Raw genomic sequence first — 24446 nt, forward strand, 5'->3', positions numbered from 1 at the left:
GTATATTTTTATTACTGGGTCAGAGCCCGGATTGTCGGGATTTTACATCAAAGCCTCAGAATTCCGGATGTACCGATAACTATCGGCCCCATAGGGGTCAGAGCAATATTCAGCTGAACACAATGGGGGATTTGTATGGTTAACCTGACCATGAAACAGTGGAAGAAACCGCTCCTCGCCGCTGCCGCCGCAGGGGCGATTCTTATCGGGCCCCTTAATCTGTTCCATGCCTGGACCGGGGTCGAACGTTATCTCATCAGCAACTTCACCATAACAGACGCGAATTGGCCCTGGTATCTGCCCCTGCAGATGGCCTGCATCGGAATGGGTGTGCTTGTTTTATGGGTAATATTCAGGATGCTGGTAGCAGACCGGCTGCTGGGCGCGGAAAAGGGCCGGCGCATACCGGACTGGATAACCATCATCCTTGCCATCATAATGGTTTCGGGTGGATACTTCCTCTCCGCTGCCCTTCTCGGTTACGAGCATCAGCCGACGGTTTTTTTTACCCTCTATACCGCGTCGCTCCTGTATGTCGCGCTCTACTATTCAGGTCATTCTGTAACGGCTTTTCTGCTGGTGGGTTACGCGGGGACCTTCGCCGAGGCGCTGCTCCTGGCCCCGTCCGTCGGGTACTATGAGTTTGCTCACAAGGAGCTATTCGGCCGCGCGCCGTCGTGGCTTCCCTTCGTGTATGGATGGGTGGGTGTCTATATCCACACGGTGTCGCGGGAGATCGGGCGGGAGGAAAAGGTCAGCCTTTCAGCTTATCTGTGAGAACTTCGTTCACCAGGGCGGGGTTGGCCTTACCGCCGGTGGCCTTCATGACCGCGCCGACAAGATAACCCAGCACCCTGGTCTTGCCGTTCCGGTACTCCCCAACCTGGCCGGGGTGCGACGCCATGACCCCTTCCACCGCCTTCTCGATCGATGCCCGGTCGGTGATCTGGGCGTGATCCTCTCCTTCCAGGATCTCTTGCAGTGTTACCCTGCCATCAAAGGCCTTGCGGAGGATATCCTTCCCCTGCCGTCCGCTGATATCGCCGCTGTCTATCTTCGCGAGGAACCGGGCGAAGTCATCCGGGGTGATATGGAGCTTTTCAAAATCGTCCTCGTGGGAGAGGAGCTCCGAGAAGAGCCAGTTGGCGAGGTTGCGCGCGTTACCGTAGTGCTCAAGCGTTTTCTCGAAGAAATCCGCGTAAGCTGGATTGACCATGAAGAGGCGCGCCTCCGATTCGGTGAAGGAGAATTCGCGCTCAAACCGCATTTTTCTTTCCAGGGGCATGGAAGGCAGTTTCGCGCGCACGGACTCGATCCATTCATCGGTAACGGTAAGGGGCAGCAGGTCCGGATCGGGAAAATAGCGGTAGTCGTGGGACTCCTCCTTGCTCCGCATGAGGGCCGTCTTCTGTGAGCTGTCGTCCCAGAGCCTCGTCTCCTGCTCGATGGGCGTGCCGGTACGCTTCATCTGCTCCAGGCGCGTGATCTCGTAGGCCAGGGCGCGCTCGATCGCCTTCAGGGAGTTCATGTTCTTGATCTCCACCTTGACGCCCAGCTCGGTGTCGCCCCGTTCGCGCAGGGACACGTTGGCGTCGCACCGGAGGTTTCCTTCCTCCATGTTGCCGTTGCAGATCCCCAGGGTCACCAGTATCGCCCGGAGCATCACCATGAATTCGCGGGCCTCCGCCGGCGATGTTATATCCGGCTCGGAAACGATTTCGATCAGGGGAACGCTGGAACGGTTGTAGTCGACCGCGCTGGCCTTGGATCCCCAGATCCCCGGGGCCCCGACGTGGACCAGCTTGCCCGCGTCCTCCTCCATGTGTATCCGGTTGAGGCGGATTGTTCTCGATGTTTTGTCAACCTCGATCTCCACGGAGCCGCCGCTGCAGATCGGCTCCTCGAACTGTGATATCTGGTAGCCCTTGGGAAGGTCCGGGTAGAAATAGTTCTTCCGCGCGAAAAGGGAGCGCCTGTTGATGGCGCATCCCATGGCGAGGCCCGCCATGATGGCCATGGTCACAACCTCGCGGTTCATCACCGGGAGCGCTCCCGGCTGCCCGGAACAGACCGGGCAGGTGTTGCTGTTGGGGTCCTTCCCGAAAGAGGTCGGGCAGGAGCAGAAGAGCTTGGTCGACGTGTTCAGCTGGGCGTGCACCTCCAGTCCGATGACGACCTCGTAGTCCCCGCTCCCCGCTCTTGCCTTGCGGGGCTCCTGCTCCTTTTCGGTGCCGGAGCTTCCCCCCAGGGGCGGCACCAGGTAGCTCGTGCCCTGGAGCGCTGGGGCGTTGCCGAGGAGGACCTCCCGGTCCAGCCATGGCGCCGCCGTATCGTCGCGAAGGTGTTGTTCCTTGTCCACGGCGTGGCTCGCCGGCGGCAGGTGCTGCGGCGCGCCGTTGATGACCCGGGCGTATTCCAGGAAATCGGCGAGCTCGCCCTGGAACTGCTGCTTCTCCGCGCCGGTCACCTCGAAGGACCCGAGGTCTATGAGACGGTCTATGTTAACGGGGGTCTTGTCTGTCATGGCGTTATCCTGTTGATGTCACGGGGGAAGAGGCTCGCTTCCCTGATGTTCTTCAGATTCATGATCTTCATGGTAAGGCGCTCCAGGCCGAGGCCGAGGCCGCCGTGGGGCGGCATGCCGAAGCGGAAGGTCTCCAGGTAGGGACGGAATTCCGCAGGGTTGAACCCGAGCATCTTCATGTTTTCCTTCAGCATCTCGTAGTCGTGGATCCGCTGGCCCCCGGTGGTGATCTCGATGCCGCGGTAGAGGAGGTCGAAGCTCCGGGTGTAGCCGGGCACGCGCTCGTCAGGCATGGTGTACATGGGGCGCTTCTTGACCGGGTAGCCGATAACGTACAGGAACTGGGATCCCTTCTCCTTCTCAAAATGGCTGCAGAGGATCTTTTCCCCCTCCGGCGAGATGTCTCCCTCTTCGAGGCGGCCGCCGGCGGAGCGGATGATCTCCAGCGCGTCCAGGTAGTGGATGCGGGGGATCCTTCCGGGGAAGGTGAGGGACGCGCCCCCGTCGTCCAGGAGGTCGCCGCAGGTCCTGATCAGCTCGCCGAACATGGCGCGGAGGAGGGCCTCCTGCATGTCGATTACATCCTGCTCGTCCCTGATGAAGCCCATCTCGAAGTCCATGCTGATGTACTCGTTCAGGTGGCGGATGGTGTCATGGTGCTCGGCGCGGAACACCGGCCCGACCTCGAAGACGCGCTCCAGGCCGCTTCCCACCATGATCTGCTTGTAGAACTGCGGCGACTGGGCGAGAAAGGCCGTGCGGCCGAAGTAGTTTACCTTGAAGATGTTGGTGCCCCCCTCGGTCCCGGAGGAGATGATCTTCGGTGTCTTGATCTCCGTGAAGCCGTGGCCGTGTAGATACGTGGTGAAGAGCCTGACGATCTCCGACTGGAGGCGGAAGGCCCTGAGGATGTCCGGGTTGCGCACGGATACGGTCCTGTTGTCCAGGATGGTCGGCAGGTTGACGTTCGCCGGGGGCCGGTTCAACGGCACCGGCAGGGCCGCATCGGCTTTGCCCAGTATGCGGAACGATTCGACCTTTATCTCTATGTTGCCGAAGGGGCTCCGCTCCTCCTTCGTCACTTTTCCGGTGACCTCCACCACGGTCTCGAGGCCGATGCGCTCGTCCTGTTTTCCGCCCTCGAGGACCAGCTGGGTGAAGCCGGTGCGGTCGCGGAGCTCGTAGAACTCGATGCCGCCCAGGCTCTTTTTACGGTGGATCCATCCTCCGATGGTGACGCGCCTGTCCAGGTGGCCCGCGAGACCGCTGCAGAAGACGCGGTCCTCCATTGTGCTTTCGCGGTTCATGTATGATTTCGAAATTGAGCCTATGAATTCAGTCGTGTAGGCGGACACCGACGGGGTTTCGCGGCCGTTCCCTTTTTTCGCCGTTTCACCGGATGGTGCGTCGCTGTCCAGTATCTTATCAAGGGGAGGCGCGGCGAGGGGGCCTCGCTCCTTCGCGTAAAGGCCGGCCATGGCGAGAAGCCTGCCGTCGTCCAGGGGACGGCCGATAAGCTGGAGGCCGATGGGCATGGAGTGGACCAGGCCCGCCGGCACCGACAGGGCCGGGAGCCCGCCCAGGTTCGCGATGACCGTGGTCACGTCCGAGAGGTACATCTTCATCGGATCGCTCTGGCTTTCCCCCAGGGGGAAGGCGATGTCCGGCGTCGTCGGTATGGCGATGGCGTCGTATTGTTTCAGGAGCTTCATCATCTCGTCCCTGATGTAGGCGCGCACCTTCAGGGCCTTGCGGTAATACTCGTCGTAGTAGCCCGACGAGAGCACGAAGTTCCCGAGGAGGATCCGCTTTTTCACCTCCCTGCCGAATCCGCGGGAACGCGTGTCGAAGAGCATTTCCTGGTAGTCGCGCTGGCTGCCGCCCCGGTACCCGTACTTCACGCCGTCGTAGCGCGACAGGTTGGAGGCCGCTTCGGCGCAGGCGATGAAGTAGTACGCCGATATGGCGTAATGGAGCGACGGCATGGGCGCCTGCTCTACGGCCGCGCCGAGGCCGCTCAGGACCATGAGGGCGTGCTCGAACTGTTCGCGCACGAGCGGCGATATACCTTCCTGGTAAAGCTCCGGGAGGACGGCGATCCGCGCTCCCTTCAGGGTCGCGCCGGGAGTCTCCGTTCCGCCGGACCCAGGGGATGACAGGGACGTTGAATCATGGGGGTCAAAGCCGCTGATGGCGCTCAGCAGCAGGGAGCAGCCGTAGGTGTCGCGGGCCAGGGGCCCGATCTGGTCGAGGGAGGAGGCATAGGCCACGAGGCCGTAGCGGGAGACCAGGCCGTACGTCGGCTTGTGCCCGGTGATGCCGCAAAAGGACGCGGGCTGGCGTATGGAGCCGCCGGTGTCGCTGCCCAGGGCAAGGGGCACGATGCCGGCCGCCACGGCCGCCGCCGATCCTCCGGAGGAGCCGCCGGGAACGCGGTTCGTGTCCCAGGGATTGCGCGTTATCTTTACCGACGAGTTCTCGCAGGTGGAGCCCATGGCGAACTCGTCCATGTTCGTCTTGCCGAAAATGACGGCGCCGCTCTCTTTCAACCGGGCCACGGCCGTGGCGTCGTAGGGAGGGAGATATCCCCCCAGTATTTCCGACGCGCAGGTGGTGGCGATGCCCCGGGAGTGCATGTTGTCCTTTATCGCCACGGGAATGCCGTCCAGGGGGCCCCGGTGGGATCCGGATCCCCTGCGCCGGTCGCTTTCCCTGGCCTGGTTGATGAGATCATCTTCCGGGTATACCGAGATGAAGCACCCCAGCACCGGATCGTATGTTTCATAGAGAGAAAGGCTGCTCCTTACCAGTTCTTCGCAGGAGAGTTCCCGTTTTTCCACCAATCCTATGATCTCTTCAGATGTTTTTCCGCTCAGGTCAATCATCGGCGATTCTCGTTATCGTTAATTTGGCGACGTACCCATGAACAAAGGTAAAATAATTATTATGGCGTTATGCTGTCAATAGCTGTTTCATTGATGATGGTAATTATTAGAGTTATTTTACACGGACTTAACATTTTTACCCTCATTGTTTAGTGTTGCTAATAATATTTTTCTGCGAGGAAGATTGTTGACAGGCAGATGAAACGATTGTGCATTAATTCGAAATGATAACTCCATCTATCAACATCTGCAGGCCCGGCTTCGGGGCCTCATGCTCCCTCTGCTGCGGCAGCCACAACTACCGGGCAAGCCGGGAGGAAATTGAAGGGCTCTTCATCCGCCGCGCCAGGATTATGAAGGCCTACAGCAGGGATTTCCTGATAAGAAAAATGATCGCCTACCGGAGCGCCATGACCGGATCTTATTATGTCGATCCTTCTCACGCGCTTTTTCATATTACAACGCCGGCGCTCTTCCAGGATTGTCCCCGCTGTCCCTTCGTCGGATTTATCAGCAGGGAAAGAATCGCCGGGTGCCTTCTTGGCCGGGAAGAGGAGCCGCCGGACCTTCGCCAGGAATGCTTTCTCAATTACAGGGGAAAGATTTTTACCTGCCCGGCCCGGGATGACTTGGCCGATGAGGAAGTCCTCTACGCGGCGCAATTTGCCGGTGACTGGTATTATTACGGCATCCTTATCCATGAGCCGGAACTGCTCCGCGGATTGATGCGGGAAATCCCCGCTCCGAAGCGGGTACCTCCGTCGAAGCGCGAGGTTTTTTACCGGGAGCTGGAGGATCGTGTCGCCGCGCGTCGGGAGCTTCACCGGATACATGGGTATTTTTCGTAGACCTTACTTGCGCCCTCACCCCCGGCCCCTCTCCCATTAAAAGTTGAAAAAAGGAGAGGGGAGAAAAGACAAAGGTATTTATTGCGGAGCCCTCTCCTTATGCCCAAGCTTCATAGGAGAGGGCGCGCCGGAGGCGAGGTGAGGGTAATTTAAACAGAGGGCGCGGTCACGTGACCGCGCCTGCTAATTAATCCTAAAATACTCGATCCCTTCCTTCAGCGTCTCCGCCATCTGCTCAATGTCCTTCAGGTTCGCCGTCATCTGCTCGGAGCCGGCCGCAATGGACTGGGTGAGCTCGTTGATACGCGTTATGGACCGTACAATCTCCTCCATGGCGCGCTTCTGCTCGTCTGTGGCGAGCCGGATCTGGTCGGAGCGCCCCTGGGCCGCGTCCCCCTCGGTCGTGACGGAGTCCTTTATCTCCACCTGGTGGCGAATGTTTTCCGTGAGGGTTCCCATGCGGCCGGTGATGGTGGTGACACCGTCGATGATGGCGCCGATGTTCTGCGTCGTCTGCCCGATGAATACCATGCCGTTCCGGATCAGCTCCGTGTTGGCCTGTATGAGGCGGTCGATCTCCTTGATGCTGGTGGCGGTCTGGTCCGCGAGCTTCGATATCTCGTCGGCGACGACCGCGAAGCCGCGGCCGGCATCGCCGGCCCGCGCCGCCTCGATGGCCGCGTTCAGCGACAGAAGGTTGATCCGCTCCGATATGTCGTTGATGATCTTGACGATCCCCGTCATCTCGTCGGAGCTCTGGTTGATCCTGGTCATGGCGTCGTTCATCCCGGTGAGGGACTGCTCCCCCTCCCGCGCCTTCTGGGAAATCCGGGACGAGGCTTCCGCCGTCTCCCGTATCATCGCCGCGGTCTCGTTGATGCTCCGGTCGAGCTCCCTGATCAGGGTGAGGAGCTGGGTGATCCCCTCGTACTGCCGCTGGGTGTCGTCGGCGACCTTGTCCACCCCGGCCGACACCTCCTCGGCCGTGGCGGTGACCTCTTCAGCCGTCGACGCCTGGTGCTGGGCGTTCGTCGAGAAGGATTCCGCCGTGGTGGACATCTGCAGGGAGGCGCTGGCCAGGTTGCTCGATACCCCTTGGTTGTTCGATATGATGGAGCGCAGCTGGGCCAGGAACGCGCTCATGGTCAGAAGTATGCTTCCCGGCTCGTCCGTCGAGTAGCTGATGACGTCCTGGCTCAGGTTCCCGCGTCCGGTTTCCTGGATCACGGCGCGGCATTCCTCCAGGGGGGCCAGGCGGTAGGCCACGAGGCGGTAGATGCCCAATCCCATCAGGGCGAGGCAGAGGACGGCGAAGGCCAGCATGAAGACGGCGATGGTCCTGCCGGCGTTGTCGATCTCGGCCCGGCCGGTCATGTAGGCGACCCTGAATCCGTAGGCGCTGTTCGTCAAGGCGCAGGCTATCATGGGAGCGCCGCTTTTCCCATCTTTGAATTCAAAGCAGCCGCTGTCCCGGGAAAGGACGCCGGGGCCCCAGGAGAACTCGGAGGCCCTGCGGTAGACCATGGAATCGACCGGGTGGGCGATGACGGTGCCGTCCTTTTCGATGATGACCGCGTACCGGCCGTCCCGCTTCACCTCGGCCATGGCCTCTTTCAGGCCGGCCTGGAGGCGGGTGATATCGTCGCCCTCGTAGTCATAGATGGCGGCGGCGCGGCCGCTGATGAGGGACAGGGCGCTTTTCATCTGCTCCAGGCGGTCCCGGTACATGGTATTGTTCATGATGGTGAAGGATATCGGCACCAGGAGGCCGCAGAAGACCGCCACGAAGGCTATGATCACCAGGGAGAGGGAGGTGCTCATGCGCGTTTTCATCTTCTCCTCTCCCTCGGCCATGCGGGAAAAGATGCCGGTTCGGGCGATGCGCCGGGTGTGGTGCTCGATGGTGAGATAATAGATGCACGACATGGTCATGGCGCTTATGAAGAAGAGGGACGTGATGACAACGATGGCTTTCAGGGTCGGATTGAACAGGAGCGCCACCAGGAGCATCGCCGCGGGCATGAGAACGCACCACGATATGAGCGCTTCCAGGGAGCGTTTCCGTGAGAGCGAGAAAAAGCTCTTCTTGGCCCTGTAAAAGACCTCGTCGCTCACATCGCTTGACTCCAGGGCCCCCTTGAAATAGGCCATGATGGGTGAAAAGAGCTTCCGGTAGCTCACCAGGGTCACCGTGCAGGCCGCGCCGATGATCAGGAGTATGGCTGAGAAATAGATGATCGTCTGTGTGCCTGTGATATCGATCATCAGGTATGACATTATCGAGGTAAAGGGGATGGTCACGAAGTAGGTGATGAAATCCGTGGTCAGAAACATCCGTCGGGGAAGACCCAGAAGAAGGGAACGGTCGTATTGGCGTGTCATGTTCTACCCCCGTTAGCTATTGAACCATAACGATATGCAATATATCATTTCAATCATGCTGTCAATACAAAATAGTCAGGCCCACTGACCGGGGCAGTTCTGAAATACTCTTGACTTCTTGCGCCGAGGGGTGGCAACTAATTTCACCGACACGAGGCGGGAACCTATGGCAAAACCGGAACTGAAGCCGCAGACAACGACCTTCTGGGACTATCCTTCCCAGCAGTATGATCGTAAAATGGAATCGCATAAGGATTACCAGGGAGCGACCCCGGCCTACATCATCTGGAACCTCCTGGCGCGGTACACGAAGCCGAAGGACCTGGTGGTGGACCCCATGTGCGGAAGCGGCACCACCCTTGAGGTGGCCCGCGACCTGGGGCGCCGCGCCCTCGGCTATGATCTTGCGCCGATACGGGACGATATCTTTCGGGCCGACGCCCGGAAGCTCCCCCTGGAGTCTGAAAAGGCGGATTTCGTCTTCGTGGATCCGCCCTATTCGAACCATATCCGCTACAGCGGCCTGCCGGAGTGCATCGGCGAGCTCTCGGCACGGGGCGATGAATACTTCCGCGCCATGGAGGGGGTGATACGGGAGATCCACCGCATCCTCAGGCCGGACCGCTTCATGGCCCTCTACGTGTCCGATTCTTTTGAAAAGGGGAAGCCCTTCATGCCGATCGGGTTCAGGCTCTTTTCCATCATGGAGAAGCAATTCGAGCCGGTGGATATTATCGCCGTGAAGCGCCATAACGCGAAGCTCCAGAAGCGGAACTGGCATACCGCGGCCATCGAGCACAATTATTTCCTGCGGGGGTTCCATTATCTCTTCATCATGCGCAAGGCGAAAGCCGGCGGGAAGCCGGCGGCGGACCGGAGGGACGGCGGCGAGGTCCGCGGATTGATCGAATCGTATTGACGGCGGCCGGGGCCGCGGGAGGTTACTTCTCCCTGATCGCCACACCGCGGGACGTGAAGGAAATCCCCTGTTGCCCGCCGGTGCCTATCATGATGGCTTCGATGACCGGCTCGCTCACCGGTTTAGCGGAATGCCATATTACAATGAAGTTGGCCCCTGACCCGCCCTTGATGTCCGATTCCGCCACCACGTACTGGGTCGATTCCAGGGGCTTCAGGACCTGCTTCACCGGCAGGTACCGTTTCAGTATTTTACCCGCCGTGTCATGGTAGTCGACCTTTTCAAGTATGATGGCATTGGACACGTCGGTGTTCCTGACGCTTAGGGTCACGGCGAGATTGAATTCCCGCTCCCTGTCGCCGTGATATATGGACGAGTATGCCGGGACGTAAACGGTTTGCCCTGTCTTAAACATGATCTTTGATGCCGCATGATCGCCCGGGCCTGCCATGAGGGCGAGGACGAGGGCGCAGAGCGCCAGGTTTTTTTTCTGCATCATACCATACCTCCGTGATTGTCGCATGTTTCGCCGCGACGGGCGGCGGGATCTATCAATTCTTCGAATCTCTTCCTGTTTTCGCACTGGCCTATGACGGCCACCACGTCGCCCCGCATGAAAGTGAAGTTGAATTCCGGGTTCGGCTCGAATCTGTCGTTTCTGAACACGCCCACCACGGTGGCGCCGGTGGCGGTCCGTATTTTCAGATCGGCGATTGATTTCCCGATAACGGGGCTATCGGGGATGACGGTGAACCATTCCATCTCCAGCAGGTAGGAGGCGCTTTTCAGGTTCGCCAGCAGCCGGCCGGCGTCTCCTTCTCCCGGCGCGGGGGAGTAGCTCAGCCGGCGCATGTCGTCGGTGTATTTCAGGATCGAGAGGGCCGGGATGTCCAGATGGAGCAGGGCCTGCCGCAGTATCTCCAGGCCGGCCTCGAATTCCGGCTGCACCACCTCGTGCACGTTCAGGGCGCGGAGCTCCTCCATCTCTTCCATGCTGTTGCCGCGCGCCACGATCTTCAGCGACGGATTGACCCGCGTCACGATGCCGATGATTCCCCGCGCCACCATGAGGGACGGCACGGTGATGATGAGAAGGCGCGCCGATCCGGCGCTGGCAGCCGCCAGCAGCGGTTCCTGGCAGGCGTCGCCGTAGATGACCGGGTAGCCGCTCCGCTTCGACGCCTCGAACCTGCCGAAGTCCTGCTCCAGGATGACGAACCGGTACTCCAGGCGGTGGAGGACGGAGGAGATGGCATTGCCGACGCGGCCGCCGCCGGCGATGATGACATGGTCCCGCAGGCCTTCGCGGGGAATATTATCGACCCGGAACCGCTCTTTCCTGAAGAAGCGGCTTTTCAGGGAATAGAGGGGCGTGGTCAGCATCGACAGCAGGGGCGACGCCACCATGGTCACGACGGACGTGGTGAGGATCAGCGAGTATATTTCGCCGGTCAGTACACCGGCGCCGAGGCCCAGGCGCGCCAGCACGAAGGAGAATTCCCCCACCTGGGACAGGCCCAGTCCCACCGCGATCGGCACGATGTTGAAATAGCCGAAGGCCCGCGACAGGAGCGCGAAGATGACGAACTTGCCGGCCATGATGACGGCGCCGAGGAGAAGGACCGTGCCGTAATGGCCGATCAGGTACGATGGGTCGATGAGCATTCCCACGGAGGTGAAGAAGATGAGGCCGAAGATATCGCGGAGGGGAATGATGTCATGGAGAGCCTTGTGGCCGTAATCCGACCTGTTCAGGACCAGTCCCGTCACAAAGGCCCCCAGGGCGAAGGAGAGGCCCAGCCGGTAGGTGGCGTAGCCGGTGCCGAGGCCCAGGGCCGCGATGGAAAGCAGGAAAAGTTCCGGCGAATTGAGCCGGGCAATCTGCTTCATGATGTACGGGATCACGCGGGTGCCGGCGATCATGACCACTGCGAGGACCAGCACGCCTTTAAGCAGGGTGATGCCGACCAGGGGAAGGCTTCCGCTGATATTGTTTAGCTGAGGTATGATGACCATCATCGGCACCGCCACCAGGTCCTGGACGATGAGCATTCCGATCATGACCCTGCTGGACAGGGTCCCCATGAATCCCCGGCTCATGAGTGTCTTGATGACGATCATGGTGCTGGAAAGGGAGATCACCGTTCCGAGGAGGATCGACGCCGTCCAGGGGAGCCCCATCCAGTAGCCGATGCCGATACCGAAGAGGATCGTGATAAGCAGCTGCAGGGGCGTGCCGATGAGGGCGATGGCGCGCACCTCCTGTATTTCCTTGAAAGAGAGCTCCAGGCCGATGGAAAAGAGGAGGAGCCCCACGCCGATCTCCGCCAGGAGCTCGATCTGGTGCGCGTTGGTCACGGTGACGCCGCCGGTGAAGGGGCCGATGATGATGCCGGCGACAATGTATCCAACGAGGAGGGGGAGCCTCATCCGGTGCGCCGCATAGGCCGCGATCAGACCCGCGATGATTATGATGATGATGTCTTCGGCGATTCCCATGATGCGTGCGTTGCCTCATCTGAAGGTGACCGGCGGAAGGGGTAATGTCAAATATTTTTTAACGGCGGCGCCTGACAGCGGGTGTCTGTCACGGCTGATGATCGTAGCGGCGCAGGGCGGATTCCATTTCCTCCCGGACCTGGCGCGCCAGCGACTCAGGCTCGATCACGCGGGCGCCGGCGCCCCAGGAAAGGACCCAGCGCTTCACCTCGAAGAGCGAATTGGTCGTGAAGGAAAGCAGGATCGACCCGTCGTCCCTCCTGGTCACGGTCTGGCCGCTGTGCCAGGTGCGCTCCTCCACGTAGGGCGCCTGGGCAGGGGAGAATTCAATGGTGACCCTCCGGTCCTCGTCCTCGGTCATGATGCCGAAATGGGACCCCAGGTATGTCCGGAAGTCGAAGTCCGCCGGGATGTCGAAGGCCTGGTCCGTGAGGACGGCGCTCCTGATGCGGGACATGGCGAAGCGGAGGACGGATTCCCTGACGCTGCAGCGGCCCACCAGGTACCATTCGCCGCGGTAGTTGACCATGTGATAGGGGGACACGGCGCGCGTGGTCGCCTCGCCGCCGGCCTTCCGGTGGGTGATGACGACGCGCCGCGAGGCGCGGAGACCCTCCGCCACGGTTTCCCATATGGCCGGGTCGATGGCGGTGAAGCTTTCCGAGAGGAAGGTGAACCGGTTGTCGATCCACCCGGGCCGCACGGTCACGCTGTCCGGCAGGAAGGACCGCAGCTTCTCGAACACGGACGAGAGCTTGTCATAGAGGGGCGTGTTGGCGTACTGTTCCAGGGCCTTTTCGGCGATGCAGATGGCGAAGAGGTCGCTCTCCCTGATGGCGATGTTGGGAAGGGAATAGCTCTCCTCCGTGTAATGGAAGCCCCGCCTCTCGGCGTCATACTCGATGGGCGCGTCGAGCATGTCGCGCATGAAGTCGATGTCGCGCAGGATGGTGCGCGGGCTCACCTCGTACTCGCGTGCAAGGCTTGTGCTGTTGGGGTAGAGGCCGGCCCTCAGCTTTTTATCGATGAAGAGGAGCCTCCCGAACTGCGGTTTGAACTTTGACATGGCTTAAACCTCGGCGCCCCGGGGAGCGGATGATTGTAATCCTTCACTTTTATGCATCTACCGTCGCCGGAAGGAGATGTCAACCGGGATTTCATGAAGGTTTAAGCGGTTTTCTGCTCTATGCTATCGGTATGCCGGGTAAAATAAAGCGCGCTTCTGCCCTGAAGGGAGTCAGTGGGTGAGAAACAGATACGGTATGGCCTCTTCCATTACATAAAAATTGGGTTTATTGTTCTGAATGATGATATTGCATTCCTCGATGCCCACCTCGTAGCCCTTGGTCTCGAACCAGAGATTCAATTCTTCGGACGAATGGTCCTTTATCATTTTCTTGAATTCCCTGGCCAGTAGCCTGTCCGCTCGCAATGCTTCTATGAAATCAATATAGTAGCCCATATCCCGCACCCCCGAAATTCTTTTTATGTGGCATAGACATAATGTATTGATAATATACATATAAATCAAAAAAAAATAAATAGGGAGAGCATCCTAATTTCTTGTAAGAAAAATTCGCAGGCAGCCGTAGGACTATTTCTTAGTTGTGATGGGGTTATTTTTGCCGTGTGTGCATTGAGATGTTAATTATGTCATATGACTGAGGATGCCGGATTATGACGGGGAAAACATGGGCCCGCGGGACTGCGTCCGGCGCCTTCCCGCGGGCATGTTTCATCAGCTGTAGAGCTTCGACAGCTCATCGCCATATTTTTTCAGCACCTCGCGGCGTATAAGCTTTAGGGTCTGGGTGAGCATGCCGTTCTCCCTGGTAAAGTCCTCTTCGATGAAAAGGGTTTTCTTGGGTATCTCGTAGCCGCCGAAGGTTTTCCGGAGATGGTTGCTTATCTCGCCGGTCATGAAGGCCTGGAAATCACTGTCCGCGATGATATCTTTCGGGCTCATCTGGGCCCATTTCGCCGTGCGCTGGTCCTTTTTTATGACCTGGAAGTCCGGCACCACGATGCTGACGTTGAACTCCTTTCCATCCCCGTACACGAAGGCGTTGGCTATGAGGGGGATGAGCTTCATGTCGGTCTCGATCGATTCGGGATGGACGTACTTGCCGTTGGCGAGCTTGTATTCGTCCTTGAACCTTCCGGTGATGACGAGGAACCCGTCGTCGTCAAAGCACCCCATGTCGCCGGTGCGGATCCCGGGGAAGCCGTTCCAGGTGTCCTCCACCATGATCGCCGCCGTCTGCTCCGGCTTGTTGTGGTACCCCATCATGATGTGGGCGCCGTAGGCCACGATCTCTCCGTCGCGGTTGTTCTCGCCGGTGCGCGACCTGTCGATCTTCACGTGCATGTTGGGCACGACCTTGCCGACGGTGCCGTACCTGTTGCCCAGGCGCATGGAGTTCATGGTGATGGCCGGGGCTGTTTCCGTGAGGCCGTAGCAGTCGTAGGTGGGGATGCTTATGTCCCTGAAGAACTCCGCTATGCCGGGGTTCATGAGGGCGCTGGCGGTCATGGCGCCGGCGAGCCTGCCGCCGAAGCGGGCGCGGATCTTGTCGAAGACGAGCTTGTTCAGGATGATGAGCTTCAGGCTTTTCCTCCTGTTCCGGCGCTTTTTGGCCTCGGCGCAGGCCGCGTCGAAGAGCTTTTTCTTGAGGCCCCCCGCCTCTTCCATGGTGAGCTGTATGCCGTTGTAGATCTTGTTGAAGATCCTCGGGACGGCGACGATATAGGTCGGCCGTATGGCGAGAAAATCCTGGCCCAGGGTGTCGACCGATTCCATGATTCCGACACAGCAGCCGAAAACCATGACGGCATGGAGCTCGGCGGAGAGGGCGTAGGAGTGGGCCCAGGGGAGGATGTTGAGGAGCACCGTGTTTTCATTCAGCTCGGGGAACACATACACGCCCGATTTCGTGCAGGCGGTCAGGTTGCCGTGGGAGAGGAGCACTCCCTTGGGATCGCCGGTGGTGCCGGAGGTGTAGATGAGCTCGGCGATCTCCGACCAGTGGGGCTTGTAAGACGGCACCGGGTTTTTCGCGCCCATCGCTTCCAGCGCGGCCAGCGACGAGTCGCCGTCGCCGTAGACAAGGAATATCTCCTTCAGGGTGGGGATCTCGTCCTTGAATCCCTTCACCATGTCATAGATGGCCCTGTCCCGGACGAAGAGAAATTTCAGGGAGCTGTCCCTGATGATGTACCTCCAGGTGTTGACAAGCTCCTTTTCGTACATGGGGACAAAGCAGGCTCCCAGGCCGTGGGTCGCGTTCTCAAGGACGAACCATTCCACCGAATTGCTCAGGATGACGCCGACGGATTCCCCTTTCGCCAGGCCCAGCCTGTTCAGGGCGCCCCTGACGTTCTTGATCCGCTCCGCCAGCCCGGCAAAGGTCGTCCACCGGTATTCTTTTGTGACGGGGTCTTTCTGGCCGATGGCGTTCCTTCCGGCGAATTTTGCCGCTCCCTGCTCGAAGAGGTCGACCAGGTTGTTCGGCGCCGGATAATACTGATCCAGCTGCTTGATCTGTTCCTGCGTGTACTTGATCATAGTGTGCTCCCTAATATGTATAATAAAATGAATTTACTCAAACACTGTCATTTCGACGAATCGCGCGGTTTCAAAACCGGCTTCCCGGGAACGGCGATTGGCATGAGATGGGTGTTCCCTGCCGGTTGCCGGCAGGGAACACGGGATCTACTCGGTATACAGCTTGTCCAGCGTGCCCTTGTAATTTTTTTCAACTTCGCCGCGGACGACCTTGAGGGTCTGCGTAAGCATGCCGTTCTCCAGGGTGAAATCCTGGTCGGTTATGACGTATTTTCTCGGAATCTCGTAACTGGCAAAGCTCTTCTTCAATTGATCGTTCACCTCGATGATCAGGAAGTCCTTGAAATCCTGGTTGTTCACCAGCTCCGCCGGGCTCAGAGAGGCCCATTGCGCGGTGTGGGGATCCTTGCGAATGGTCGCGAAATCGGGAATGAGAATGCCGACGTTGTATTCTTTGCCCATGCCGTACACAAAGGCATTGGCCACGTGGGGCACCAGCTTGATGTCCGTCTCGATCGATTCGGGGTGCACATACTTACCGTTGGAGAGCTTGTACTCGTCCTTGTACCGTCCCGTCACGTAGAGGAAGCCGTCCTCGTCGAAGCGGCCCAGGTCGCCGGTCTTGATGCCGGGGAAGCCGTTCCACGTGTCCGAAGTGAAGATGGCCGCGTTCTGCTCCGGCTTGTTGAGGTACCCCATCATCACCTGGGGACCGTAGACGAGGATCTCCCCGTCTTTCGAGTCTTCGCCGACGCGGGACTTGTCGATCTTCACCAGCCAGTCCATGAGGGGCTTGCCCACGCTGCCGATCCTGTTGCCCCACGCGGGAGCGTTCATGGTGATGGCCGGAGAGGTCTCCGAGAGGCCGTAGCAGTCGTATATCTTCACGCCGATGTCCTGGAAGAAGAGGGCGATGTCCAGGTTCATGACCGCGCTCGCCGTCAGGGAGCCGATGAGCCTGCCGCCGAAGCGGGCGCGGACCTTGTCGAAGACCAGCTTGTCGAGGATGGTGAGCTTCAGGCTCTTCCGCTTGCCGCGGCATTTTTTTGCCTCGGCGCAGGCCGCGTCGAAGAGCTTCTTCTTGAGGCCCCCCGCCTCCTCCATGGTCATCTGTATCCCGTTGTAGATCTTGTTCCACACCCTGGGCACAGCTATCAGGTGCGTCGGCCGCACCGCGTTGATGTCCTGTGACAGGGTGTCCAGGGACTCCATGACGCCTATGGAGCCGCCGAACTGGATGAAATTATGCAGCTCGCCGCTGATGGCGTAGGAGTGGGCCCAGGGGAGTATCGAAAGGGCCACCGACGTCTCGTTCAGCTCCGGATAGACTTTATACCCGGCCTGGGAGCAGTGTGTCAGGTTCCCGTGGGTGAGCACCACGCCCTTGGGGTCGCCGGTGGTGCCGGACGTATAGATGATGACGGCGACCTCGCTCCAGTGGGGCTTGTAGGGCGGGGTCGGATTGGCCCTGCCCATTTTTTCCAGGGACTCCATGGCCCTGTCGCCCTCGCCGTACACAAGGAAAATTTCCTTCAGCGCGGGGCAGTCGGCGGTAAAGCCCTTGACCTTGTCCAGGATGGGCTGGTTTCTCACGAACAGGAACTTGACCTCGCTGTCCTTTATCATGTAGCGCCATTTGTTCACCAGCTCCTTCTCGTACATGGGGATGAAGCGGCCCCCCAGGCCGTGGGTCGCGTTTTCAAGAATGAACCATTCAACGGAATTGCCGAGAATGACCCCCACGGTTTCGCCCTTCTGAAGGCCCAGCTTTTTCAGGGCGCCCCTCATGTTGTTGATCCGCTCCGCCAGCTGACGGTAGGTGAGAAATATGAATTCCTTGGTTTTCGGATCTTTCTGGCCCAGCGAGGGCCGGTCCGCCCATTTCGCGGCGGTTCCTTCAAAGAGGTCCACCAGGTTCCTCGGTTCGTAGAAATATTTATCAAGCTGCTCGATCTGTTCCTTCGTGAATTGAATCATGGGGACCTCCCTTGTATCGTATTATAGGTTGCCTGATGTATCTTGATAGACTTGTTGCAAATCATAATCGTATAATCGGGGTTAAGGGGCAAAGCCCTTGCAAGCCCCCGCATCCTGACTAGTCGGGACCGCGAGCGCGAGACGCAGTTACGCAACAAATCTAATATATCCAAATATAATAATATGCAACAGGCTGTGAATAGTATATCGCCAATTTTTGCTAATTAATTTCCGTGATGGTAGCCGCTCTTTGTGATCAACCATAGCGATGTCCACCACGACATGGCGCGCTGCTTTGTACAGGTTTCTATTCCCTTCGCTTGAGAATCATCATGGTAACGTCGTCGTAGGTGGTATAGGATGATAATTCCTTCAGAATGCCGGCCTTGATCTCCCCGGTGGCGCGGTCTCCGAGCCGCAAGAATATCTCCCGGAGCCTGTCCTGGCCGAACATGTTGCTTTCCGATGGCGACGGGCCGGCCGGACTGTCGGCCTTCATCGCCTCCGTGATGCCGTCGGTAAACAGGAGGAGAGTGTCGCCCACGCCGAGGGTCAGGGTGCTGTCGGACACCATGCCCTGGATGTTGCTGTAAATGCCAAGCCACATCCCGTCCGTTTCGCAGATCTCAACGGAGCGGCTCTGCAGCCGGTAAATCATGATGTCCTGGTGAAGGCCCGAGTAGAAGAACCTGCCGTCCCTGATGCAGGCCATGACGGTTATGGTCATGTACTTGTCGCCGCCGACCTTCCGTATGTTCTCCGAGATGACGTTGTTCAAATGCACCAGGAGCTCCGAGGGGCTCGCGTCTGGCCGCAGCTCGAGGACGGAGTGAATGGCGGTCTGGACCATCATCATGATCAGGCCGGCCGGCACACCGTGGCCGGACACGTCGCCGATCACGATCCAGTCGCTCTCCCTGATGTTTATGATGTCAAAATAATCGCCGCCGACTTCCTGGGCGGGTTTCATGTAGGTGGAGATCTCGTAGCCCCGGACAACAGGATTGACCGGGAGCAGGACGGTCTGGATCTTTTTCGCGAGCTCCATCTCGCCCCATATCTCGTCGCGGGCGTTGATGAGGGCCTGGTTCATGGCCGCCATCTCGTCGTTGAGGGAGAGGAGCTCCTCGGTCCGCTCGTTCACCTTGTCGTCCATGGTCCGCGTGAGCCCCTCCATTTCCTTCCTCATGGAGTTGATCCGGTCGGCGAGTCCCAGGGAGAGTATGGTGATCTGGATGACCGCGCCGAACTCGACGCTGTAGTTGGTGACGGGAGTGTCCGGCAGAAACCCGAAGGATTTGAGCGCGTAGAGAAAGGCCCCGACCATGAGGAGGCAGAACGACGCGAGGATGAACTGTCCCTGGCGCGACCCTCGTATCGACAGGTAGATGCCTGCCCCGAGGGAAAAGGCCGCGTACAGGGCGGTAAGCAAGGCCATGCCGGACATGCTCAGGCGGAAGCCGATAAGAGGCGATACCGCCGCGGCCAGAGCCGCCGTCGCGATGAATGCCTTGAAAACACGATCGATATATAGAAAAGAATTTTTCGTGTCGGCGAAACGGCGCATGAAAAGACCCAAGCTGCCGAGGGTCATGCCGACGAATATGGGCCTGTTATAGGTGCCCCACCATATCGCGTCCGGCCACAGGTATTGATAGGCGATCCCTTCGAGGGACATGAACAGGGCCAGGAACGACGCGATATAGAGCGCGTAGTAGAGATAGCCCATGTCCCTGAACGAGATAAGGAGTATGAAGTTATACACGATCATGATCAGGAAGATGCCGACCAGTATCCATATGAATATCGATTCGTTCTCGCACTTCCTCTGGAACTCATCCCGGGAAAAGGCATGGAGGGTGACGTTCACCGCCCCTTCGCTTTCATATCTCATGTAATAGGTTTCAACGGAATTGGCCGGCGTTGTAATGGGGAACACGAAGGTCCGGTGCCGGAGGGGCCTGACGGCAAAGGCGGCGAGAGTGCCTGTCCTGGTTTCCCGGTATCCCTGCCGCGCCGGTCCGGCCGGCATATAGAGGCTGAGGTGGTGGATCAGGGGATACCGCTGCTGAAGGAGCCAGGTAATATCATGGCCTGCCCCGTTCCTCACGGTGAAACGGATCCAGTAGGCGCTCCGGGAATATCCGAAGCCCTGGGCTGTCCTGTCTGACGCGGTCCATTGTATCCTGTTTCCCGGTGCCGTGAGGTCGCCTATGGTGAAATTTTTCGTCCTGTCCTCGTAGTATTCAATATGCCTACCCATCGATATTCCCGAAAGGGGACCATCGATGCCGAGGGGCTTCAGCGCGAAAGCCGGAGCCTGGAGCGCCATGATGATAAAGCAGAGAATTGGCGGTGCGAGCTTGGTCATTAAGACAGTCCTTTCGATGAGATATGGGCCTGGCGCATTATTCTCTGTATGCTTTAATCAAGGGGCGAAGAAACATATACTACCCCTGCAGGGCCTTCCCGGGAGCGGGATGGCTGTTACGCATCATGTTTTTAAGATTCGGACAGTTATTTTAAGAAAATATATATATTTATTGGTAAGATGGATAATCGTAAACAGGTTATGTTAAAAGTTTCAGGCTTGTCAATACAATTAAGGGTCCCTCGTAAAATCGGGATTTCATTGAACAGGCGTAAGAAATTTTGATTTATGATCAATCTTTTCCTGAATCAGGCCGGTTGTTCATTGACAATACTATTGCCAATGTCAAAAATGGTTACAGGACTATTCATGTTGATAGTGCTGGCCGATTCCACGGTGTAAATCGCTGGATGATATATATCTATAAATAAAAAATGGAGGTCCCCTATGGGTGCATTTAAGCCTTATGATGAAACGACTATCCCTGGCATTTTCAAGAACAGGGTGGAAAGACATCCTAAAAAAGTATTCGCAAAGATCCGGGAAGGTAAAGACTGGAAAGACTATACCTATGAAGATACCAATGAGCAGGTTGACGCCCTTGCGTCATACTTCATCAAGAAGGGGATCAAGCCGAAAGATATAATAGCCATCTATTCAAATAACAGGCCCGAATGGTGCATTTCAGACATAACATCGCTCGCCATCGGCGCGGCGGACGCCACGATCTACCCGACCAACTCCGGCCCCGAAGCGGCCTATATCCTGAACGATTCAAAGGCGAAAATCTGCATGTGTTCCGGCAAGTTCCAGGTTGACAACCTCCTGGGCGAAAAGAAGAACCTGAAAAACCTCAAGGAGATCATCGTTTTCGACAACCTCGATTACAAGGACAAGATGGTGACCAAGTTTTCCGAGGCCCTCGCCATCGGCCGGAAGAACCTGAACCAGAAGGAGATCGACAAGCGGCTGAGAAAGATCAACCTTGAAGAGACCGCAACCCTGATCTACACCTCCGGCACCACCGGCAATCCCAAGGGGGTCATGCTCACCCATAACAACCTTGTCATCAACGTGAAGCAGTTCCTGGAGCACCATCCCTTCCCGAAGGAAAACTTCGAGGCCCTCTGCGTCTCCCTCCTGCCGCTGTCGCACTCGCTGGAGCGGACCATCGGGTATAACTCCTTCATCCATGAGGGCGGCACGATCGCCTACACCAAGGGCGCTGATACCCTCGTGGCCGACCTCAACGACATCAGGCCCTACGCCTGCGTATACGTCCCGCGGGTGCTGGAGAAGCTCCACGAAGGGATCATGGCGAAGCTGCGGGAGGCGCCGGAGAGCAAGAAGAAGCTCTTCAACTGGGCCATGAAGGCGGGCAGGAAGGCGGTACCGTACAAGATTTCCGGCCGGCCCATACCCTTTCCCAACAGCGTGACGTACAAGCTGGCGGACAAGGTGATCTTTTCCAAGCTCCGGGCGGCCCTCGGCCTTGACCGGATGGTCGTCCTGGGCGTCGGCGGCGCGCCGCTGGCCGTCAACATCAATGAGTTCTTCCAGGCCATCGGCGTCGAGGTGCACCTCGGCTACGGCCTGACCGAAACCACGCCGGTGACGCACCTTAACACCTTCAGCTACATCAAGCCGATAAAACTTCCCACCTGCGGCCCGGCCTTCCCGGGGACCGAGTGCAAGATCGCCGATGACGGCGAGGTCATGATCCGCGGACCCCAGGTCATGAAGGGATATTACAACAGGCCCGCCGACACCAAGGAGGTCCTGACCAAGGACGGCTGGTTCCACACCGGCGACATCGGCCTCATCGACGAGGACGGCTATCTCCAGATCACCGACCGCAAAAAGGACATCATCATCACCGCCGGCGGCAAGAACGTGGCCCCGCAGGTGATCGAGGGCATGTTCATCGCCCATCCCTTTATCGAGCAGATGGCAGTAATCGGGGACCAGATGAAGTTCCTCGTGTCCCTCATCGTTCCCTGCTTCCCCGAGGTGGCGAAGTGGGCGAAATCGAAGGGCATCGCCGATACCGAACCGGGCAAGCTTATAAAGAACCCCGAGGTTCTGAAAAAGTTCAAGGAAATCGTGGACGAACTGAACAGGCCCCTCGGCAGGGTCGAGCAGATCAAGAACTTCGCGCTTCTTGAGCAGCCCTTCACCCAGGAATCGGGCGAGCTCACGCCGACCCTCAAGGTCAAGAGAAAGATCGTGTTGAAGAACTACAAGGATACGATCGATGGATTGTATAAAGAATAAACCCAATTATAAAACGAGGGCGGGGTTTCGTAACCCCGCCCTCGTTTTTCCCCATGCTTTCCGCATCCCCGGCCAAAAAGGTATTCGCCTGCACAGGTAAACGCACGTCATGGTCCCGGTCACCGGAGGGGCAACTCAGGGAATTTTATTGCTCCTGACCCAGATCCTCATCTCCTCGGCCTGGCGGATAAGGCTATCCCTGAAGTCCGGATGGGCGATGCTGATTAGCCGCTCGGCCCGCTCCCAGGTGGAGCATCCCTTCAATTGGACGATGCCGTATTCGGTGGCTACGTACTGCACGATGGAGCGGGGCACGGTGACGATGGAGCCCGGCTGGAGCGTCGGCACAATGCGGGAGCGCACGGCGCCGCTTCCGTTGGTATAGGTCGAGCTGAGGGAGATGATCCCCTTGCCGCCCTTTGACTGGAACGCCCCCAGGATGAAATCAAGCTGGCCGCCGGTGCCCGATATCTGCCGCGTCCCCGCCGACTCGGAGCAGACCTGGCTGAAGAGGTCTATCTCCACGGCGTTGTTGATGGCCACCATTTTCGGCTGGAAGGCGATCACGCGCGGGTCGTTCACGTAGTTGACCGGGTATGACGCGCAGGTCGGGTTCATGTGGAGGAAATCATAGAGTTTCTGCGTGCCAAGGGCGAAGGTGTAGGCCATCTTGTACCGGTCCACGGTCTTGTAGCGGCCGGTGATGCGCCCCGCCCTGTACAGGTCCACGCATGAATCGACGAGCATTTCCGTGTGGATGCCCAGGTCTTTCAGGTCGCTCTCGGCGATGAGCTGGCCGATGGTATTGGGCAGACCGCCGATGCCGAGCTGGAGCGTGGACCCGTCCTCAATCTCCTTCATGATGTGGCCTCCTATCTGGCAGTCCACGCCGCCGGGGGGCGCCGGGGGAGCCTCCACCAGGGGATTGTTTTTCCCTTCGACGATATGATCGACCCCGGAGATATGGATCGATTCGAAGTTGCCGCCCAGGCAATAGGGAACGTGCTCGTTGACCTCGACGATGATCTTTTTCGATTTTGAAAGATGGGCCCCGGTGACCGAATTGGCCAGGCCGAAATTGAAATAACCGTTTTTGTCCATGGGCGCCGTGGTGATGACGGTGACGTCGATGTCCAGGTACTTGCGCGTGATGCGCGGCCCCTGGTGGTACGAGATGGGTATATAGTTGCACAGGTCGCGCTCGTGGAGCTTCCTGGAAGCCTTGCCGAAATGCCAGTCGTTCATGATCACGTGGCGCCGCTCCGGGTCCTTTTCCACCGCTTTGGGGACCCTGGTAAAGCAGATGCTGCGTATGTCTACGCGCTCCAGTTCGCCCACCCGGTCGCCCAGGGCCCCGTCAACGGCTTCGGGGAAGAGGGCGAACTCGCCGTAAAAGACCCTGTCGCCGGATTTGATTTTTGACGCTGCCTCGGACGGGGTTGCCAGCTTGCTCTTGTATTCGTCCAGGAGTTTCTGGGGGATCCTTTGCATGGCGGTGCCTCCTTTTTGTTTTAGTGCCTGTCTTCAAGATATAGCGATTCTGAATGATGTCAAGGCTGGGAATTTGTTATTAGAGGCATCCCGGGAACCGGGATGATGTTTCATTTTAATGCCCTGTTTCAGGGAGGGGGCAGATTGATCCGGAGCGGGTCGGCATATTGCCCCGGACCGGGGCTGTGTTTTATTTATGCCCTTCCAGGGCAGGGGGATTCGCCCCGTACCGGGGCGGGGTTGTGCGAGGGGGAAGGGCCGGCGATACTACATCCGTGTAATCGCCGGCACTACTGACATCCTGTCAGGCGCCCCCCCGGCCGACATCGAGGGAGCAGGATGCTCCCCTGCCGCCACTCGACAGGAGGTCGAGAAAAAGGCGGCCTCGCGCTCCCCCCTCCGGGTCGCTCAAATGCCGCGACGGGCTAACTTTTGATGCCTGTTATGGTTTTCAGGTTTTTCTGTTTTTGGAAGATTGAGTTGATTTCTCGTTTTAAGGCGATGACCATAAGAGCCTTACGCCTTTCGCTCCGGAAGGCCCATCCTGGGCCATCCTCGCGACGCCGGGCCTCCTGCCCGGCGGGGGATAGTGTCAATAATCTTTCGCTTTTTTCTTTTTCCTCTAACTGACGTTACTTCCTATGCTATATCAATAAGCAAATCTTTGAGATGATCCATATTCAGATACCTTTTTGCTCCCCACGATGAAGA

At 58.4% G+C, this 24446-nt stretch carries 15 protein-coding genes; 4 read left to right on the plus strand and 11 right to left on the minus strand.

Annotated features, from left to right (window positions below):
* Nucleotides 1–135: 135 nt before the first annotated feature.
* Nucleotides 136–777, plus strand: coding sequence for a hypothetical protein (locus KA369_22065; GenBank protein MBP7738677.1), 642 nt, complete (start codon nt 136–138; stop codon nt 775–777).
* On the opposite strand, the gene gatB is transcribed toward KA369_22065, so the two are convergent.
* Together gatB and gatA are read right to left on the minus strand one after the other, a co-directional pair.
* Nucleotides 755–2524, minus strand: coding sequence for an Asp-tRNA(Asn)/Glu-tRNA(Gln) amidotransferase subunit GatB (gene gatB, locus KA369_22070; protein MBP7738678.1), 1770 nt, complete (start codon nt 2522–2524; stop codon nt 755–757). The genes KA369_22065 and gatB overlap by 23 nt on opposite strands.
* Nucleotides 2521–5409, minus strand: a complete 2889-nt coding sequence (gene gatA, locus KA369_22075; GenBank protein MBP7738679.1) for an Asp-tRNA(Asn)/Glu-tRNA(Gln) amidotransferase subunit GatA — start codon at nt 5407–5409, stop codon at nt 2521–2523. Before gatA ends, gatB begins: the two co-directional genes overlap by 4 nt.
* A 224-nt stretch (nt 5410–5633) precedes the next feature.
* On the opposite strand from gatA, the gene KA369_22080 reads away from it, so the two are divergent.
* Nucleotides 5634–6257, plus strand: a complete 624-nt coding sequence (locus KA369_22080; GenBank protein ID MBP7738680.1) for a hypothetical protein — start codon at nt 5634–5636, stop codon at nt 6255–6257.
* Between the two features lie 183 nt (nt 6258–6440).
* Here KA369_22080 and KA369_22085 read toward each other — a convergent pair whose 3' ends face one another.
* Nucleotides 6441–8639, minus strand: coding sequence for a hypothetical protein (locus KA369_22085; GenBank protein MBP7738681.1), 2199 nt, complete (start codon nt 8637–8639; stop codon nt 6441–6443).
* 166 nt (nt 8640–8805) lie between these two features.
* On the opposite strand from KA369_22085, the gene KA369_22090 reads away from it, so the two are divergent.
* Nucleotides 8806–9558 carry a DNA methylase gene (locus tag KA369_22090; protein MBP7738682.1) on the plus strand — a complete coding sequence of 251 codons (753 nt, stop codon included), beginning with the start codon at nt 8806–8808 and terminating at the stop codon, nt 9556–9558.
* A 22-nt stretch (nt 9559–9580) separates the two neighbouring features.
* Here KA369_22090 and KA369_22095 read toward each other — a convergent pair whose 3' ends face one another.
* The 7 genes from KA369_22095 to KA369_22125 form a co-directional block, all read right to left on the minus strand.
* Nucleotides 9581–10009 carry a DUF3124 domain-containing protein gene (locus tag KA369_22095; protein ID MBP7738683.1) on the minus strand — a complete coding sequence of 143 codons (429 nt, stop codon included), beginning with the start codon at nt 10007–10009 and terminating at the stop codon, nt 9581–9583.
* Between the two features lie 44 nt (nt 10010–10053).
* Nucleotides 10054–12057: a cation:proton antiporter gene (locus KA369_22100; protein MBP7738684.1), complete on the minus strand. Its 2004-nt coding sequence runs from the start codon at nt 12055–12057 to the stop codon at nt 10054–10056.
* A gap of 88 nt (nt 12058–12145) precedes the next feature.
* A complete protein-coding gene (locus KA369_22105; protein ID MBP7738685.1) occupies nt 12146–13123 on the minus strand; it encodes a WYL domain-containing protein in 978 nt (325 codons plus the stop codon).
* Between the two features lie 171 nt (nt 13124–13294).
* Nucleotides 13295–13519 (minus strand): hypothetical protein, encoded by a 225-nt coding sequence (locus tag KA369_22110; GenBank protein ID MBP7738686.1) that lies wholly within the window; start codon nt 13517–13519, stop codon nt 13295–13297.
* A gap of 276 nt (nt 13520–13795) precedes the next feature.
* Nucleotides 13796–15622 (minus strand): AMP-binding protein, encoded by a 1827-nt coding sequence (locus KA369_22115; protein ID MBP7738687.1) that lies wholly within the window; start codon nt 15620–15622, stop codon nt 13796–13798.
* Nucleotides 15623–15769: 147 nt separating this feature from the next.
* A complete protein-coding gene (locus tag KA369_22120; protein MBP7738688.1) occupies nt 15770–17599 on the minus strand; it encodes an AMP-binding protein in 1830 nt (609 codons plus the stop codon).
* 307 nt (nt 17600–17906) lie between these two features.
* Nucleotides 17907–19970, minus strand: a complete 2064-nt coding sequence (locus tag KA369_22125; GenBank protein ID MBP7738689.1) for a SpoIIE family protein phosphatase — start codon at nt 19968–19970, stop codon at nt 17907–17909.
* Between the two features lie 447 nt (nt 19971–20417).
* Between KA369_22125 and KA369_22130 the strand changes: the two genes are divergently transcribed.
* Nucleotides 20418–22244, plus strand: coding sequence for a long-chain fatty acid--CoA ligase (locus KA369_22130; GenBank protein MBP7738690.1), 1827 nt, complete (start codon nt 20418–20420; stop codon nt 22242–22244).
* A gap of 135 nt (nt 22245–22379) precedes the next feature.
* On the opposite strand, the gene KA369_22135 is transcribed toward KA369_22130, so the two are convergent.
* On the minus strand, nt 22380–23735 hold the full coding sequence (locus KA369_22135) for a butyryl-CoA:acetate CoA-transferase (GenBank protein MBP7738691.1): 1356 nt from the start codon (nt 23733–23735) through the stop codon (nt 22380–22382).
* Nucleotides 23736–24446 lie beyond the last annotated feature (711 nt).

Source organism: Spirochaetota bacterium (assembly GCA_017999915.1).
GTDB lineage: Bacteria > Spirochaetota > UBA4802 > UBA4802 > UBA5550 > RBG-16-49-21.

Excerpts from the sequence above, each read along its gene's own strand:
- KA369_22095 (MBP7738683.1), bottom strand. The coding sequence starts at position 10,009 with ATGGCAGGCCCGGGCGATCATGCGGCATCAAAGATCATGTTTAAGACA.
- KA369_22080 (MBP7738680.1), top strand. The coding sequence starts at position 5,634 with ATGATAACTCCATCTATCAACATCTGCAGGCCCGGCTTCGGGGCCTCA.
- KA369_22090 (MBP7738682.1), top strand. The coding sequence starts at position 8,806 with ATGGCAAAACCGGAACTGAAGCCGCAGACAACGACCTTCTGGGACTAT.
- KA369_22085 (MBP7738681.1), bottom strand. The coding sequence starts at position 8,639 with ATGACACGCCAATACGACCGTTCCCTTCTTCTGGGTCTTCCCCGACGG.
- KA369_22100 (MBP7738684.1), bottom strand. The coding sequence starts at position 12,057 with ATGGGAATCGCCGAAGACATCATCATCATAATCATCGCGGGTCTGATC.
- KA369_22115 (MBP7738687.1), bottom strand. The coding sequence starts at position 15,622 with ATGATCAAGTACACGCAGGAACAGATCAAGCAGCTGGATCAGTATTAT.
- KA369_22110 (MBP7738686.1), bottom strand. The coding sequence starts at position 13,519 with ATGGGCTACTATATTGATTTCATAGAAGCATTGCGAGCGGACAGGCTA.
- gatA (MBP7738679.1), bottom strand. The coding sequence starts at position 5,409 with ATGATTGACCTGAGCGGAAAAACATCTGAAGAGATCATAGGATTGGTG.
- KA369_22125 (MBP7738689.1), bottom strand. The coding sequence starts at position 19,970 with ATGACCAAGCTCGCACCGCCAATTCTCTGCTTTATCATCATGGCGCTC.
- KA369_22130 (MBP7738690.1), top strand. The coding sequence starts at position 20,418 with ATGGGTGCATTTAAGCCTTATGATGAAACGACTATCCCTGGCATTTTC.
- KA369_22135 (MBP7738691.1), bottom strand. The coding sequence starts at position 23,735 with ATGCAAAGGATCCCCCAGAAACTCCTGGACGAATACAAGAGCAAGCTG.
- gatB (MBP7738678.1), bottom strand. The coding sequence starts at position 2,524 with ATGACAGACAAGACCCCCGTTAACATAGACCGTCTCATAGACCTCGGG.
- KA369_22065 (MBP7738677.1), top strand. The coding sequence starts at position 136 with ATGGTTAACCTGACCATGAAACAGTGGAAGAAACCGCTCCTCGCCGCT.
- KA369_22105 (MBP7738685.1), bottom strand. The coding sequence starts at position 13,123 with ATGTCAAAGTTCAAACCGCAGTTCGGGAGGCTCCTCTTCATCGATAAA.
- KA369_22120 (MBP7738688.1), bottom strand. The coding sequence starts at position 17,599 with ATGATTCAATTCACGAAGGAACAGATCGAGCAGCTTGATAAATATTTC.